The sequence below is a fragment of the Arthrobacter sp. Alg241-R88 genome (genome assembly GCF_900537115.1).
Lineage (GTDB): Bacteria > Actinomycetota > Actinomycetes > Actinomycetales > Micrococcaceae > Arthrobacter.
The window spans coordinates 70942-86816 of record NZ_UNRG01000002.1 but is presented as its reverse complement, the minus strand read 5'-3'; the positions used below and the strand labels follow the sequence as shown (position 1 = coordinate 86816).

The window sequence follows — 15875 nt, the reverse complement described above, 5'->3', positions numbered from 1 at the left end:
TTACGCGGGACAGACGCGGCTCCCGGTTGTTAGGCCTTCTGTGGTGCCTTATATGATCAATCTATGCCTTCCCTTGCCTCGACTGCACCCATCGGCACCCTTACCCCGGGAACCGTCAGCCCGCAGCGTCCCGTGCCGGCGTCCATCCCCCGCCCCGAGTATGTGGGCAGGCCGGCACCCGCGAAGTTCACCGGCTCCGAGGTAAAGTCCGCGGAAACCGTCGAGAAGATCCGCGTGGCCGCAAAAATCGCAGCGCAAGCCATCGTTGAAGTGGGCAGGCACATCGAGCCCGGTGTCACCACCGACCAGCTGGACAAGGTGGGCCACGAGTTCCTCCTTGACCACCACGCCTACCCCTCCACCCTCGGATACCGGGGATTCCCGAAGTCCTTGTGCTCGTCCCTGAACGAGGTCATCTGCCATGGGATCCCGGACACCACCGTGGTGAACGACGGCGACATCCTCAACATCGACATCACGGCCTACATCGACGGCGTCCACGGAGACACCAACTACACCTTCCTGGTGGGGGATGTTGACGAGGAGTCCCGCCTGCTCGTGGAACGGACCCAGGAATCCCTGAACCGCGCCATCAAGGCCGTTGCCCCGGGACGCGAGATCAACGTGATCGGCCGCGCCATCGAGTCCTACGCCAAGCGCTTTGGCTACGGGGTGGTGCGGGACTTCACCGGCCACGGTGTCGGTGAGGCCTTCCACACCGGGCTCATCATCCCGCACTACGACGCCGCCCCCGCCTACAGCACTGTGATTGAGCCCGGCATGGTGTTCACCATTGAACCGATGCTGACGCTGGGCACCGTGGAGTGGGACATGTGGGCCGACGACTGGACCGTTGTGACGCGGGACCGCAAGCGCACGGCACAGTTTGAGCACACCCTGCTGGTCACCGAGTCCGGGGCGGAGATCCTGACCCTCCCCTGACCCGCAGCAGTCCCAAGCTTCTTCACAGTTTTACCGGTCAGCCAGCGCCGTTGACCACGCAACTACCGGGCCGGCGTCCCGCCGCCCCTTCCCTGCCCGCCCCTGCCACGAACGGAAAACCCATTGGCCAAGAAGGACGAGAAGTCGCACAAGAACGCCCCGCTGATCGGCATCGACATCGGAGGCACGGGAATCAAGGGCGGCATCGTCGACCTGAAGAAGGGCAAACTGCTCGGTGACCGCTTCCGCGTTCCCACCCCTCAACCGGCCACCCCGGAGTCGGTTGCCGAGGCAGTGGCACTCGTGGTTTCCGAGCTCTCGGCACGCCCTGAGGCGCCTGCTGCCGGCTCCCCCGTTGGCGTCACCTTCCCCGGCATCATCCAGCACGGCGTGGTCCACTCTGCCGCGAACGTGGACAAGAGCTGGCTCAACACGGACATCGACGGCCTCCTGACGGCGCGCCTGGGCCGTCCGGTGGAAGTCATCAACGACGCCGACGCCGCCGGCCTTGCGGAGGCCCGCTACGGCGCCGGGGCAGGGGTCGCCGGCACGGTTTTGGTGATCACCCTCGGCACGGGAATCGGCTCGGCCTTTATCTTCGACGGCAAACTCGTACCGAACGCCGAGCTGGGCCACCTGGAGATCGACGGCCACGACGCGGAAACCAAGGCCTCCGCCGTGGCCCGTGAAAGGGACGGCCTCACCTGGGACGAATACAGCGTCCTGCTGCAGCGCTACTTCTCCCATGTCGAGTTCCTGTTCTCCCCCGAACTGTTCATTGTGGGCGGGGGTATTTCCAAGCGGGCAGACGAGTACCTGCCCAACCTCAAGCTCCGCACGCCGATCGTGCCTGCGGTCCTGCGGAACGAGGCCGGCATCGTCGGCGCCGCCATCGAAATCGCCTTGAAGCACAAGCTCGCCAAATAGCGGTGGGCGTCGTTTCCGGCCCCGCCACCCGCGGCGTTATGGTGGTCACCGGTGCCAGCCGGGGCATCGGTGCCGCCACCGCCCGCTTGGCTGCCCGCACCGGTTACGCCGTGGTGGTGAACTACTCCGCCGATGCTGACGGTGCCGCGGCGGTGGTAAAGGACATCACGGACGACGGCGGCACGGCAGTACGTGCCGAGGCCGACGTCAGCGATCCCGCCGCAGTCCGCTCCCTGTTCGACGCCGCTGCGCGGCTTGGGCCGCTGACTGCAGTAGTAAACAACGCGGGCATCACCGGCAACCTGATCGGGAACCTCGTGGACGTGCCCGCTGAGAACATCCGGCGGGTCATGGACGTCAACGTCACCGGGCTGATCTACGTCTGCCAGGAAGCAGTGCGGCGTCTGGACAGCCGGGCGGGCGGCGCCGGCGGTTCCATCATCAATATCTCCTCCACCGCAACCAAGGCAGGTTCCCCCGGAACCTGGGCGCACTACGCGGCGTCCAAGGGGGCGGTGGATGTGCTCACCACGGGCCTGGCGGCCGAAGTGGCAAAGCAGGGCATCCGGGTCAACGCAGTTGCCCCCGGGAGCACCAACACCGGCCTGCACGCCGCGGCCGGGATGCCGGACCGCGTGGAGCGGCTCAACCCGACCATTCCGCTCGGCAGGGGCGCCGAACCCGAAGAGGTGGCGGCCGCCGTACTGTGGCTGATGTCGGCGGAGGCGGGCTATATTACCGGCGCCGTGCTGCCCGTTTCAGGGGGAAGGTAGCCGGCCGGGCCCTCTGCAGGCGGCCTGTGTGCCTCTGCAGCCGGCCTGTGGTGCCGGTGGCGGCTGCGGCTTCCCCTCCACTGCCACCACCGGAGCTTACAGTGTGCTCTTTTCGGAGCTTCTGGCACCCTTGGCAGGAGTACCCTTTGCGTCCTCTTCGGCTTCCTGGCGGAGCAGCGCGATGGCCGATTCGAAATCCTCGAGGGATTCAAAAGCCTGGTAGACGCTCGCGAAGCGGAGGTAGGCCACCTTGTCCAGCTTCTGCAGCGGACCGAGGATAACGAGTCCCACCTCGTGGGCGTCAATCTCGGCGGCGCCGGATGAGCGGATCTGCTCCTCGACTTCCTGGGCGAGCAGCGCGAGGTCGTCCTCGCTGACCGGGCGTCCCTGGCAGGCCTTGCGGACACCGTTGATGACCTTGCTGCGGCTGAAGGGCTCCCCCACGCCGGAACGCTTGATCACGGACAAACTGGTGGTCTCCACCGTGGTGAACCTGCGCCCGCATTCAGGGCACTGGCGGCGCCGGCGGATGGCCGAGCCGTCGTCCGCCATGCGGCTGTCAACCACCCGGGAATCGGGGTTGCGGCAGAACGGACAATACATGGCGTCCCTTCTTTCGCTGGATGTTCTTCGCTTGGCGGTTTGTTTTATTGATGACCGTTGCGGCAACCCACAGACAGCCCGTATTGCCTTTTAGTTTACGTCCCGGCACAGCCTAATCACAAGCCTGTAACTACTACATGTTGTGGTGGGTCCTACTAGATATCGGAGCCCGGCAGGTCCTGGCCCCCTGGGAACCGGGCCGTCACAGCCTCGCCGTGGGCGGGCAGGTCTTCTGCGCCTGCGAGGCTGACGATGTGGCCGCTTACTTCGGCCAAGGCCTCACGGCTGTAGTTCACTACCTGGATGGCACGCAGGAAGGTGGTGACATTCAAGCCGGACGAGAAGGCAGCCGTGCCGCTGGTGGGCAGTACGTGGTTGGAGCCGGCACAGTAGTCCCCCAGGCTGACGGGGCTGTAGTCCCCAACAAAGATGGCGCCGGCATTGCGGATCCTGGCGGCCACACCGGCTGCGTCCCGGGTCATGATTTCCAGGTGTTCTGCGGCGTACGCGTCGCAGGCAGCGATGCCCTGTTCCAGGTCGTCCACCAGGACCACTCCGGACTGCGGGCCGGACAGTGCTTCGCGGACCCGGCTGGAGTGCTTGGTGGCCGTGGCCTGCTTGTCCAGTTCCGTGCGTACGGCAGCCGCAAGGTCCTCGGAATCCGTAATCAGCACCGAGGCTGCCTTGGGATCGTGCTCGGCCTGGCTGATCAGGTCGGCGGCAACCAGGGCAGGTTGGGCCGTGGAGTCCGCCAGGATGGCAATTTCGGTGGTGCCCGCCTCGGAATCGATCCCCACCGCACCCTTGACCAGGCGCTTGGCCGTGGCGACGAAGATGTTGCCCGGCCCGGTCACCACGTCCACCGGTTCCAGGGCCGGACCGGCCTCGGCCGCAGGAACCCCGTAAGCGAAGGCGGCAATGGCCTGGGCACCGCCGATGGCGTACACCTCAGTGATGCCGAGCAGTGCAGCGGCCGCAAGGATGGTGGGATGCGGCAGCCCGCCAAACTCCTTCTGCGGAGGGGATGCCAGGGCAATGGACTGCACCCCGGCTGCGAGGGCCGGAACCACGTTCATGATCACCGAAGACGGGTAGACGGCCAGGCCGCCGGGGACGTAGAGTCCCACCCGCGCCACCGGCACCCAGTTCTGGCTGACCACCGCGCCGTCCCCGAGTTGGACCTCCACGTTGCGCGGACGCTGGCCGTCGGCAAACCGGCGTGCCCTGCTGATCGATTCCTCCAGCGCCCGGCGGACGGCCGGATCCAACTGCTGAAGCGCCGCCGAGAGGGCATCCTGCGGGACGAGCGGGTGGTTTTGCGCCACCCCGTCGAAGCGCAGGGCCAATTCGCCCAAGGCATCGAAACCCCGGTGCCGGACGGCCGCGATGATGTCGAGGACCTTTTCCTCCGCGTCGGCCACCGTCTGGCCCTGGGCGCGCGGCACCGCAGCGCGAAGTCCGGCGAGGGTCAGGTTCCGGCCCCGAAGGTCAACGGTCCGGAAGCTCAGGGCGGAAGCGGCGGGGGTGGCGGGAAACTCCGAAGAAATGGTCACCGCACTATTTTACGGGCCCAACTGCAACGGGCGGCGAACTGTCCGCGCCGCCGTCGTCCTTCCTGCCGTCGTCCTTCCTGCCCAGGAGGTGCATCAACTCCAGCACGAAGACGGACACGGCAGTGGCAGCGGGCCACAGCAGCAGCACGGGCAGGGCGCGCAACGAAAAGGCAATGCTGGCGTTGGCCGAGGCGTCCACGTCAGGCCCCCACAGCCGTGCGGACAGCAGCCCGGCGTGCCAGGCGAGGACGGCGCCGCATAACGCGCCGGCCAGCCCCATCAACAGGTCGGTCTGGGGGTCCCGGCGCTTTTTGTCCGCCAGGAACACCGCCAGGAGGCACCCCGCGAAGACCAGCAGCCCGGCCAGCGTGAGGTCCCTTGGCAGCCACACCAGGGGGTTGGTGCCGGCCCCGAGGACGGGATCCCTGGTGATCAGGTTGAGGCCGCCGGGCGCCAGGATCCACCAGAGGATTCCAGCGGGCACGCCCGCCGCTGCCGGGACCGCAAGCAGGGCCCAGGGCAACCGCGGACGTAACCGGCGGGTTGTTTTCGTCATGCAACAAACCTTAACAAATGTTCCAGCGGCTTAACGGCCGGACGTGGGGCTTCAAGAGATTCCCTGCCCGGCCAGCGGGACCATACCCTTGAAGGAGAACGCAGCCATCCACCACAGGAGTACCCGTGACCGTAAATGACGTACCGTTCGAGCGGACGTTCAGGGAGATGTTCCGGCGCCATGCCGCGGGCGTTGCCATCATCACGGTCAACTACCAGGACAAGCCCTTTGGATTCACCGCCACGTCCGTAGCGTCGCTGTCAGCGCAGCCCCCGCGTTTCACCTTCAACATGGCGCGCAGTTCCAGGTCCTGGCCGGCCGTGGCCAACACCACCTATCTGGGGGTCCACATGCTCGGCTTGGAAAACCAGCAACTCGCGGACCGGTTTGCCGGGGCCGGCAACCGCTTTGAAGGCGACCACTGGGATGTCGGGCCGCACGGGGTTCCGGTGCTCAAGGACGTGGCCGGCTGGTTGATCGGCGAGGTGCAGATGCGCCTCTCGTTCGAGAACAACGCGGTTGTGGTGGTGCAGGTGGTTGACGGCCAGGTGGGCGGGGACGGCTCGCCGCTGCTCTACCACGGAGGGGGCTACAGTCAGCCCGTGCCGCTCGACTACGAAATCTGACAGCCTTCACCCGCCCAACAGCAGCCGACGGCGGGGATGCGCTCCCGCCGTCGGCTGCTGTTTGCTGCCCCTCCCCGGAGCCCTTAGGCGTCCAGGCAGGCGGGGCCCAGCAGTACCTTCAGGTCGCCAAAGAGCGACGGGCTCGGGTTCACGCGGAGGTGTACCGGCAGTCCCATGATTTCGGTCCTGGTGTCGCCCTGCAGGTGCAGGCGGACTTCCGAGTTCCCGCGGTGCGTCCGGAGCACATCGCCCAGCTCCGTGACCACAGCCTCGGTGGCTTTGTGCGTGGGCATGGTGATCACCAGTGGTCCGTTCAGCCCTTCGCTCAGGTCCGGAACGGACAGTTCCATGCAGTTGAGGGTGATGGCGCCGTCGTCACGCTTCTGCAGGCGCCCCTTGACCACCACGATCAGGTCTTCGGCGAGCACCGAAGCAATGGGGCCATACACCTGGCCGAAGAACATCACTTCCATCGAACCGCCCAGGTCCTCCACCTCGGCCCTGGCGTAGGCGTTGCCGCTGGCCTTCGCGATGCGCCGGCTCAGCGACGTAATCATGCCGGCGATGGTGATGATGGCGCCGTCCTGCGGCCCATCCTCGCCCAGGACGGACGTGATGGTCATTTCGGCGTGCTGGCTCAGCACCCCTTCAAGGCCCTGCAGCGGGTGGTCCGAGACATACAGCCCCAGCATGTCCCGTTCGAAGGAGAGTTTGTCCTTCTTCTCCCACTCCGGAAGGTCAGGGATGTCGATGCTCAGCGACGATTCGGACTCGGCCTCCTCAAAGCCGGCGAAAAGGTCGAACTGGCCAATCGCCTCGTTCCGCTTGAGCGTGATAACGGAATCGATGGCCTCCTCATGGATCATCGCCAGGGCACGGCGGTGATGGCCCAGTGAGTCGAACGCGCCGGACTTGATGAGCGATTCAATGGTGCGCTTGTTGCAGACCACTGCCGGCACCTTCATCAGGTAGTCCTTGAAGGACGTAAACGCGCCCTCGCTTTCGCGGGCGGCCACCATGGCCTCCACCACGTTGACGCCCACGTTGCGGATGGCGCCCATTCCAAAGCGGATGTCGTTGCCCACAGGAGTGAAGTTCAGCGCGGACTCATTAACGTCCGGCGGCAGCACGGTGATGCCCATGCGCCGGCATTCGTTCAGGTAGATGGCGGACTTGTCCTTGTCGTCACCCACGGAAGTGAGCAGCGCGGCCATGTACTCGGGCGCGTAATGCGCCTTGAGGTACGCGGTCCAGTAGGAGATGACGCCGTATGCGGCGGAGTGTGCCTTGTTGAACGCGTAGTCCGAGAACGGCAGCAGGATGTCCCACAGGGTCTTTACGGCCTCCATGGAGTAGCCGTTGTCCTGCATGCCCTGGGAGAAGCCCGCGAACTGCTTGTCCAGCTCGGATTTCTTCTTTTTACCCATGGCGCGGCGGAGGATGTCTGCCTGGCCCAGCGAGTAGCCGGCCAGTTTCTGGGCCACCGCCATTACCTGCTCCTGGTACACGATCAGGCCGTAGGTTCCGCCGAGGATCTCTTTGAGGGGCTCCTCCAGTTCCGGGTGGATCGGGATGACTTCCTGGATCCCGTTCTTGCGCAGCGCGTAGTCGGTGTGCGCGTTGGCGCCCATGGGCCCTGGCCGGTACAGGGCGAGCACGGCCGAGATGTCTTCGAAGTTGTCAGGCTTCATCAGCTTGAGCAGGGAACGCATCGGCCCGCCGTCGAGCTGGAACACTCCCAGTGTGTCACCACGGGCCAGCAGCTCGTAGGACGGGGCGTCGTCGAGTTCCAGGGACTCCAGGTCCAGGTCGATGCCGCGGTTCATCTTGATGTTTTCCAGGGCGTCGGAAATGATCGTGAGGTTCCGCAGCCCCAGGAAGTCCATCTTGATCAGGCCAAGGCCCTCGCAGGTGGGGTAATCGAACTGCGTGATCACCTGGCCGTCCTGGATCCGGCGCATGATGGGGATGACGTCGATGATCGGGTCCGAGGACATGATCACGCCGGCGGCGTGGACGCCCCACTGGCGCTTCAGGCCCTCAATGCCCAGCGCGGTCTCGAACACCTTGGCGGCTTCCGGGTCCGTGCTGATCAGCTGCCGGAAATCGCCGGCTTCGCCGTAGCGCTTGGCCTCCGGGTTCTGGATATCCGCCAGCGGGATGTCCTTGGCCATCACCGCCGGGGGCAGCGCCTTGGTCAGCTGCTCGCCCATGCTGAACGGATACCCCAGCACGCGCGAGGAGTCCTTCAGCGCCTGCTTTGTTTTGATGGTGCCGTAGGTAACAATCATGGCAACGCGCTCGTCGCCATACTTGCGCGTCACGTAGTCGATGACTTCCGGACGGCGCCGGTCATCGAAGTCGACGTCGAAGTCGGGCATGGAGACGCGGTCAGGGTTCAGGAACCGCTCAAAGATCAGGCCGTGCCGCAGCGGGTCCAGGTCGGTGATGCGCATGGCGTAGGCCACCATTGAGCCGGCGCCGGAACCACGGCCGGGACCTACCCGGATGCCGTTGTTCTTGGCCCAGTTGATGAAGTCCGCCACCACCAGGAAGTAGCCGGGGAAACCCATGGACGTAATAACGCCCAGCTCGTAGTCGGCCTGTGCCCGCACCTCGTCCGGAACACCGGCGGGGTAGCGGTACTCGAGCCCCTTGGCTACTTCCTTGACCAGCCACGAGGTCTCGTCCTCGCCGGGCGGGCAAGGGAATCGCGGCATGTAGTTGGCGCCGGTGTTAAAGGAAACCTCGCACCGCTCGGCGATCAGGAGGGTGTTGTCGCAGGCATCGAGGTGGTCGCGGAACAGCTCACGCATCTCCTGCGGTGACTTCAGGTAGTAGCCGCTGCCGGAGAAGGCGAAGCGGGAGCCGCCGTTGTCGTACGTGGGTTCCAGGAGGGTGGAGCCGGACTGGATGGCCAGCAGCGCCTCGTGGGCCTTGGCGTCGTGCTCGTGCGTGTAGTGAAGGTCGTTCGTGGCGACGAGGGGAAGGTTCAGGTCCTTGGCGAGCCGGAGCAGGTCCCCGGTGACCCGCCGTTCGATGTCCAGCCCATGGTCCATCAGTTCGCAGAAGTAGTTCTCGGCACCAAAGATGTCGCGGAACTCGGAGGCTGCCTCAAGCGCCTCCCGGTATTGGCCCAGCCGCAGCCGCGTCTGGATCTCCCCTGAGGGGCAGCCCGTGGTGGCGATAAGCCCCTCGGAATAGGTGTTCAGCAGTTCCCGGTCCAGCCGCGGCCATTTGCCGAATACCGCATCCAGGGAAGCGATGGACGACGCCCGGAACAGGTTCCGCATGCCCGCGTTGTTGTAGCTGAGCAGCGTCATGTGGGTGTACGAGCCACCGCCGGAGATATCGTCCTTGCGCTGGTGCTCCTCACCCCAGCGCACCCGGCTTTTGTCACCGCGCGCCGTTCCCGGAGTTACGTAGGCCTCGACGCCGATAATCGGCTTGATCCCTTTATCCGTGGCCTTCTTCCAAAAATCGAAGGCGCCGAAGAGGTAGCCGTGGTCCGTGGTGGCAATGGCGGGCATACCCAGCCGTTCGGTTTCATCGAACAGCTCTCCGAGCCGTGCGGCACCGTCCAGCATTGAATACTCGGTGTGGTTGTGGAGATGGACAAACGAGTCGTTGCTGGAAGTCACCGCACTATTCTATGCGCTGGTCCGGCTGGAGATTGGCTAGGCCTGGCCGGACTCCAGCACTTCGAGGGCAAACGCAAGGTCCTGCGGGTAGTCGCTCACCACACGTACCGGTTCGCCCGTCACCGGGTGTTCAAAGCCGAGCTCGCGGGCATGCAGCCACTGCCGCGTCAGGCCGAGCGTGGCGGCCAGGCGGGGATCGGCTCCGTAGGTGAGGTCACCGGCGCAGGGATGGCGCAGAGCCGAGAAATGTACCCGGATCTGGTGGGTGCGTCCGGTTTCCAGGTGCACCTCCACCAGGCTCGCTTTGCCGAATGCTTCCACCACTTCGTAGTGGGTTACGGACGGCCGCCCGTCCTCAATGACCGCGAAACGCCAGTCATGTCCGGGGTGCCGTCCGATCGGCGCGTCAATGGTGCCCACCAGCGGATCGGGCAGGCCCTGGACCACTGCGTGGTAGACCTTGTCCACGGTGCGTTCCTTGAAAGCCCGCTTCAGGGCGGTGTAGGCGCGTTCGGACTTGGCCACCACCATCGCCCCGGACGTTCCGACGTCGAGCCGGTGGACGATGCCGGCGCGCTCTGGCGAGCCGGAGGTGGAAATGCGGTACCCCGCCCCGGCAAGGCCCCCCACCACTGTGGGGCCCACCCAGCCGGGGGAAGGATGGGCGGCAACACCCACGGGTTTATCGACGACGACGAAATCGTCGTCGTCGAGCAGGATCTTCAGGCCTTCCACAACTTCCTCCACGACTTCCAGGGGGTCACGCCGTTCCGGCAGGCTCACCTGGAGGACGTCTCCGGCCACGAGCTTTGCTGACTTGCCCAGTGCTTTGCCCCGGCTGAGGACGTTGCCTTCAGCGATCAGGGTGGCCGCAAGGGAACGGGAAATTCCCAGCAGCCCGGCGAGGCCCGCGTCTGCGCGGGACCCCGCGAATTCTTCGGCGACGACGACGCGCTCAGGCATCGCCGGACTTCTCCTTGCGGTCATGTGTGAGCCGGGTTCCGTCCAGGGCGATTCCGCGCAGCGTCAGGATGCAGATGATCGCAACGGCGGACACTACCGCTGAGTCGGCGATGTTGAAGATCGCGAAGTTGGGCAGTTGGATGAAGTCCACGACGTGCCCCATGCCGAACGACGGCTCCCGAAAGAGCCTGTCCGTGAGATTGCCCAGCGCGCCGCCCAGCAGCAGGCCGAGGGCAAGGGACCACCATTTGGAGCCCAGCTTGCGAACCTGGAAGAGGATGGCCACGGCAACGGCGGCCATGATGATGGAGAACACCCACGTGACGTTTTCCCCGATGGAGAACGCCGCCCCCGAGTTCCTGATGAAGTACCAGTGCAACAGCGGCGGGAGTACCGGAATCCGTTCCCCTTCCACCATCGTGGACGTGACCCAGATTTTCGTCAGCTGGTCCAGGACGTAGGCAAAAACTGCGAACCCTGCAAAGAGGGACAGCAGCACGGCCCTCCGGGGGCGGGGCGAAGGCGGTACGGGGCGTGCCGGGTCGGCGGCGAGTTCGTCAGTCATGGTGCTTTCATTTGTAAGACCTGTGTCAATGCCAAAAGCCGGTGGCCGAGGAATCCTCAGCCACCGGCTTTCAGAATACGTGCTTGCCGGATTAGTTGGCTTCGCTGACTTCCGGCGTTGCCACTGAGCCGCGGGCATCGAGATCGCGGAGCTGGCCCTCGATGTAGGCCTTCAGGCGTGAACGGTAGTCGCGTTCGAAACCGCGGAGCTGCTCCACCTTGCGCTCCAGCACGGAACGCTGCTGCTCAAGGGCGCCAAGGATCTTGCGGGACTTCTCCTGGGCGTCGTTGACGAGGCTGCTGGCTTCGATCTGCGCCTCTGCGATGATCTTGTCCTTCTGTGCCTGTCCGTCTGCGACGTGGCGGTCGTGCATCTGCTGGGCCATGGCGAGCAGGCCGGCGGCGGATTCGGCGGAGGCCGTGGGGGCGGCCGGAGCAGCGGCAACGGGAGCGGCAGCTGCCGGAGCGGCCGGCTGGACGTCCTTCTTCTTGCGCTCTTCGGCGGCCTTGGCTTCGGCTTCTGCCTTCTCGCGTGCTTCGTCCTTGTCGGACTTGACGGGCGCGGGGACCTTCTCCACCACTGGTGCGGCGGCGGAGCTGGCGGGAACGCTGGACCCGGCTTCGGCGAGCTTCTTGCGAAGCTCGTCGTTTTCCTGGTTCAGGCGGCGGAGTTCAACAACGATTTCGTCCAGGAAGTCATCAACTTCATCCTGGTCGTAGCCTTCGCGGAACTTGGTCGGCTGAAAGCGCTTGTTGACAACGTCTTCTGGCGTCAAAGCCATCTGGTCACCTCACTGGTCTAGTTAGTCAGTAGGCCTTCCGGCCGTCAAAACTACGGTACCTAAAGTTGGACTGGTTCCTCTAATTCAACACTGCGGTGTCAAACTCGAGATTTCTTCACATTGCAAGGGTGGTTCCCGGCGGGTTCCATCCGTGCGTTGCTGGGTCTGGCGGGTAAATCAGGCGAGGCCTCTGGTGATCCCCATGGCAATACTGACGGCGATGAACAGGACCAGGAATCCCAGGTCCAGCGAGATACCGCCCAGGCGCAGTGGCGGGATCAGCCGGCGCAATCCGTTGAGCGGCGGGTCGGTGATGGAATAGACGGCGTGCGCCGCCACCAGCGCCGCTCCCCGGGGACGCCACTCACGGGCGAACATCTGGACCCAGTCGAAAACCAGACGGATGATCAGTGCCACAAAGAACAGCAAAAGCGCGAGATAGACAAGCCCGAAAACAATTCCCATGACTTAATTCATATCTCCATGTCCATAGTGGTTACCGCGGTTCCAGCCGATGCTTCTCGTCTATTTCAGCACAGATGCCAGGCAGGTGTGTCCCTGCCTGGCATCCGTCAGGTTATTTGGTCAGCTTTGGTTGAAGAAGCTGGCTTGGGTCTCACTGGCTTTTTTGTCGTCACCGATGACCTCGACGTACGACGGCGAGAGCAGGAACACCTTGTTGGTCACCCGTTCGATGCTCCCCCGGAGTCCGAAGACCAGGCCGGCGGAGAAATCTACCAGGCGCTTGGCGTCGGCCTCGCCCATGTCCGTCACGTTCATGATGACCGGGATTCCGTCACGGAAGCTTTCGCCGATCAACTTGGCATCGTTATAGGAGCGCGGATGGATGGTGGTGATCTGGCGGAGACCGCTGGTCTCCTCGCGGCTCGATGCCGCTCGCTTGATGGGGGTCACTGGGGCGCGGTATTCCTCTTCGGGGGTGAAGGACGCTTCGCGGCTGACCTCGCGGACGGGTGCAGGTGCACGGCGCTCCTCGCGGTCAGCTTCCATCGTTTCGTCCTCATCCTTACGTGTGGTCTGTTGCTCGGACTCGTAGTGTTCATCGCCGTCGGCGAGCCCAAGATAGATCATTGTCTTGCGCAGAGCGCCGGCCATGGTCGACTCCTAATCGTGTCCGTTAAGCGGGCCGCCCAATGACTTGACAGCACTGGAGTCCCCCGCCCATCACTTCCAATAGGACCGACGCTACCCCACGGCAGGACGCGATCCGAGAATATCGGAACCGATTCGCAGGTGTGTCGCCCCGAACAGGATGGCGGCTTCCAGGTCCTGGCTCATACCGGCCGAAATTGCAGTCGCGGCGGGATGGTCGGCCACGAGGCCGGCAGACACTGCGGCGAGCCTTTCGAAGGCGGGCCCGGGCGCGGCGCCCAAAGGGGCAACCGCCATCACGCCGGCAAGATTGAGGCTCCCGGCTGCTGCTATCCGTTCTGCAAGCATCCCAACATCATCGGGAGCGGCGCCGCCGCGGTGCGTTCCGGCGTCGTCCTCCAGGTTGACCTGGATGAAGCACTCCAGCGGCGCCCGTCCCGTCGTGTCCCGCTCAGCCTCGGCTGCCCTGGCCAGGGCGTCCACGAGCTGTGGCCGGTCAACCGAATGGACAGCTGCTGCATACCGGAGCACGGACTTGGCCTTTTTGGTCTGCAGCTGACCCACAAAGTGCCAGGCAAGACCGCACTCCGCCAACTCTTTGGCCTTTGCCGCCGCCTCCTGGTCCCGGTTTTCGCCAACGTCGGTGATACCCAGGGCGGCGAGCCGCCTAATGTCCTCTGCCGGGTGGAATTTGGTGACCACGATCAAGGTGGGCAGGTTGCCTTCCCGGCCGGCAGAAACCGCCGCCGCACTGATGCGGCGGCGGACGGCCTCAAGCCGGGCTTTGAGCTCCCCGGTCCGTGCGTCCGCGGCTGCCCCGGTGTCAGTCATGGCACCACACCACCCCGGCGAAGCGTCCGGTGTTTTTGTCCCGCCGGTAGGAGAAGAGGGAGTCCGTCTCAAGCGTGCAGGGTCCGCAGTACTCCACGCTGACGCCCAACCGCTCCAGCTGGCTCCGGGCACCGGCCGGCAGATCCAGCCCAGGGGTGCCCCACGACGTCGTACTTCGTGCTGCCGGCTCGGCCGCGGCCACCTCGGCCTGCAGCCCGGCCGGCACCTCGTAGCAGTTCCCGCAGATGGACGGCCCCAGCCAGGCGCGGATGCCGGAGGCACCGAGAGACTCCATGCCGGCCACCGCGGCTGGAATGACACCGTTGGCCAGGCCGGGCCGGCCCGCATGAACAGCAGCGAGGACCGGCCCTTCCGCGGACTCCCCTGCCAGCAGGACAGGAATGCAGTCGGCGACCATCACGGCCAGCGGAAGGCCCTGGGAAACCATGGCGTCGGCCTCGGGTGCGGGGCTTTCCCGGCCCATGACTGCCACGGTGGTGCCGTGGACCTGGTTCATGAACCGCAGGCGGTGCGGGGCGACGCCGATGGTCTGTTCCAGGTCCGCTCGGCGCCGGGCCACCTCCGAAGGATCGTCGCCCACGTGCAGTGCCAGGTTTCCGGCGGCAGCGTCAGTGAAGGCGATGGACACTCCAGGCCGGATTTCGGCACGCCAGTGGAACAAGCCGGGGCCTACTTCAGGAAATCGGGGACATCCAGGTCATCCGAGTGGGTGCCGGTGAGGTCCGGCTCCACCACGGAGGGGAGGTCGACGTCGAAGCCTGAGTCGGCGGGGACAGCGGAGGGGCGCTGCTGCCCCCAGTTGCTGAGGCCGGCTGCGCCGACGCCTGCGTGGACCGGCTGGACGTTCATCGAGTGGTTGCCTGCGGTAGGGGCCTGGGCGGGTGCCGGGGCAACGGCGGCGGCCGGCCGCTGGGGGGCAACCTGGGGCTGGGACTGGTCCATGGACGGCGAGGTGGCCTTCACGTCGTCGAACCCGGCTGCGATGACCGTCACGCGGGCTTCGTCGCCGAGGGCGTCGTCGATGACGGCACCGAAGATGATATTCGCTTCCGGGTGAGCCACTTCCTGGACCAGGCGTGCGGCCTCGTTGATCTCGAACAGGCCGAGGTCCGAACCACCCTGGATGGACAGGAGCACACCGTGTGCTCCGTCGATGGAGGCTTCCAGCAGCGGCGAGGCAATGGCGAGCTCTGCGGCCTTGACTGCGCGGTCCTCGCCCCGGGCGGAGCCGATGCCCATAAGGGCGGAACCCGCACCCTGCATCACGGACTTGACGTCCGCGAAGTCGAGGTTGATCAGGCCCGGAGTGGTGATGAGGTCGGTGATGCCCTGGACACCGGAGAGCAGCACCTGGTCAGCGGAGCGGAAGGCGTCCAGGACTGAGACGTTGCGGTCGCTGATGGAGAGGAGGCGGTCGTTCGGGATCACGATCAGCGTGTCCACTTCGTCGCGCAGGGCGTCGATGCCGGCCTCAGCGGAACCTGCACGGCGCCGGCCCTCGAACGTGAACGGGCGGGTCACCACACCGATGGTGAGGGCGCCGAGGGACCGCGCAATGCGCGCGACGACGGGAGCGCCGCCGGTACCCGTTCCACCGCCTTCGCCTGCGGTAACGAAGACCATGTCGGCCCCGCGGAGCACTTCCTCGATCTCGTCTGCGTGGTCCTCTGCAGCCTGCTTGCCCACCTCGGGGTTCGCGCCCGCCCCGAGGCCACGGGTCAACTCGCGTCCTACGTCCAGCTTGACGTCGGCATCGCTCATCAGCAGGGCCTGGGCGTCAGTGTTGATGGCGATAAATTCAACACCTCGGAGGCCGACCTCGATCATGCGGTTGACTGCGTTCACGCCACCGCCGCCGATGCCGACGACTTTGATGACGGCCAAGTAATTCTGCGGAGCTGCCACGTTACGTGTCCCTTGTTCGTGTCTTATTGCGAAATCTGATGAAGAGCTTAGTGCCTGCAACCTTAACCTTCGAGT

At 65.2% G+C, this 15875-nt stretch carries 16 protein-coding genes; 4 read left to right on the top strand and 12 right to left on the bottom strand.

Translation table 11 applies throughout. From position 1 onward, the window contains the following. Nucleotides 1-63: 63 nt before the first annotated feature. From map to G6R19_RS05210, 3 genes are all read left to right on the top strand, one after another. Nucleotides 64-942: a type I methionyl aminopeptidase gene (map, locus tag G6R19_RS05220; protein WP_163163073.1), complete on the top strand. Its 879-nt coding sequence runs from the start codon at nt 64-66 to the stop codon at nt 940-942. A 123-nt stretch (nt 943-1065) separates the two neighbouring features. Then, complete coding sequence (locus tag G6R19_RS05215; RefSeq protein ID WP_163163072.1) at nt 1066-1869, top strand: polyphosphate--glucose phosphotransferase; 804 nt, start codon at nt 1066-1068, stop codon at nt 1867-1869. Nucleotides 1870-1907: 38 nt separating this feature from the next. Next, the gene (locus G6R19_RS05210) at nt 1908-2642 is read left to right on the top strand and encodes an SDR family oxidoreductase (RefSeq protein ID WP_163164108.1); all 735 of its coding nucleotides are present in this window, start codon (nt 1908-1910) and stop codon (nt 2640-2642) included. Nucleotides 2643-2738: 96 nt separating this feature from the next. Here the strand turns inward: G6R19_RS05210 and nrdR are convergent, their stop codons facing one another. From nrdR to G6R19_RS05195, 3 genes are all read right to left on the bottom strand, one after another. Then, on the bottom strand, nt 2739-3245 hold the full coding sequence (gene nrdR / locus G6R19_RS05205; RefSeq protein ID WP_163163070.1) for a transcriptional regulator NrdR: 507 nt from the start codon (nt 3243-3245) through the stop codon (nt 2739-2741). A 155-nt stretch (nt 3246-3400) separates the two neighbouring features. Then, nucleotides 3401-4798, bottom strand: a complete 1398-nt coding sequence (gene hisD, locus G6R19_RS05200; RefSeq protein ID WP_163163068.1) for a histidinol dehydrogenase — start codon at nt 4796-4798, stop codon at nt 3401-3403. Nucleotides 4799-4802: 4 nt separating this feature from the next. Beyond that, the gene (locus G6R19_RS05195; protein WP_163163066.1) at nt 4803-5354 is read right to left on the bottom strand and encodes a hypothetical protein; all 552 of its coding nucleotides are present in this window, start codon (nt 5352-5354) and stop codon (nt 4803-4805) included. A 125-nt stretch (nt 5355-5479) separates the two neighbouring features. Here G6R19_RS05195 and G6R19_RS05190 point away from each other — a divergent pair, with 125 nt between their 5' ends. Next, a complete protein-coding gene (locus tag G6R19_RS05190) occupies nt 5480-5980 on the top strand; it encodes a flavin reductase family protein (RefSeq protein WP_163163064.1) in 501 nt (166 codons plus the stop codon). Between the two features lie 83 nt (nt 5981-6063). Here the strand turns inward: G6R19_RS05190 and dnaE are convergent, their stop codons facing one another. The 9 genes from dnaE to ftsZ form a co-directional block, all read right to left on the bottom strand. Continuing rightward, complete coding sequence (gene dnaE / locus G6R19_RS05185; RefSeq protein ID WP_163163062.1) at nt 6064-9621, bottom strand: DNA polymerase III subunit alpha; 3558 nt, start codon at nt 9619-9621, stop codon at nt 6064-6066. A 36-nt stretch (nt 9622-9657) separates the two neighbouring features. Further along, the gene (locus G6R19_RS05180) at nt 9658-10584 is read right to left on the bottom strand and encodes an RluA family pseudouridine synthase (RefSeq protein ID WP_163163060.1); all 927 of its coding nucleotides are present in this window, start codon (nt 10582-10584) and stop codon (nt 9658-9660) included. Beyond that, nucleotides 10577-11149 (bottom strand): signal peptidase II, encoded by a 573-nt coding sequence (gene lspA / locus G6R19_RS05175; protein ID WP_163163058.1) that lies wholly within the window; start codon nt 11147-11149, stop codon nt 10577-10579. The genes G6R19_RS05180 and lspA overlap by 8 nt, the downstream gene beginning before the upstream one ends. Nucleotides 11150-11240: 91 nt before the next feature. Next, nucleotides 11241-11930: a DivIVA domain-containing protein gene (locus tag G6R19_RS05170; protein ID WP_163163056.1), complete on the bottom strand. Its 690-nt coding sequence runs from the start codon at nt 11928-11930 to the stop codon at nt 11241-11243. A 177-nt stretch (nt 11931-12107) separates the two neighbouring features. Further along, entirely contained in the window at nt 12108-12395 is a 288-nt protein-coding gene (locus G6R19_RS05165; RefSeq protein WP_163163054.1) for a YggT family protein, read from the bottom strand. 120 nt (nt 12396-12515) lie between these two features. Next, nucleotides 12516-13046, bottom strand: a complete 531-nt coding sequence (gene sepF, locus G6R19_RS05160) for a cell division protein SepF (protein WP_163163052.1) — start codon at nt 13044-13046, stop codon at nt 12516-12518. A 90-nt stretch (nt 13047-13136) separates the two neighbouring features. After that, a complete protein-coding gene (locus G6R19_RS05155) occupies nt 13137-13874 on the bottom strand; it encodes a YggS family pyridoxal phosphate-dependent enzyme (protein ID WP_163163049.1) in 738 nt (245 codons plus the stop codon). Then, the gene (locus G6R19_RS05150; RefSeq protein ID WP_163163047.1) at nt 13867-14556 is read right to left on the bottom strand and encodes a polyphenol oxidase family protein; all 690 of its coding nucleotides are present in this window, start codon (nt 14554-14556) and stop codon (nt 13867-13869) included. Before G6R19_RS05150 ends, G6R19_RS05155 begins: the two co-directional genes overlap by 8 nt. Nucleotides 14557-14564: 8 nt before the next feature. Beyond that, the gene (ftsZ, locus tag G6R19_RS05145; RefSeq protein ID WP_163163045.1) at nt 14565-15800 is read right to left on the bottom strand and encodes a cell division protein FtsZ; all 1236 of its coding nucleotides are present in this window, start codon (nt 15798-15800) and stop codon (nt 14565-14567) included. Nucleotides 15801-15875: the final 75 nt, after the last annotated feature.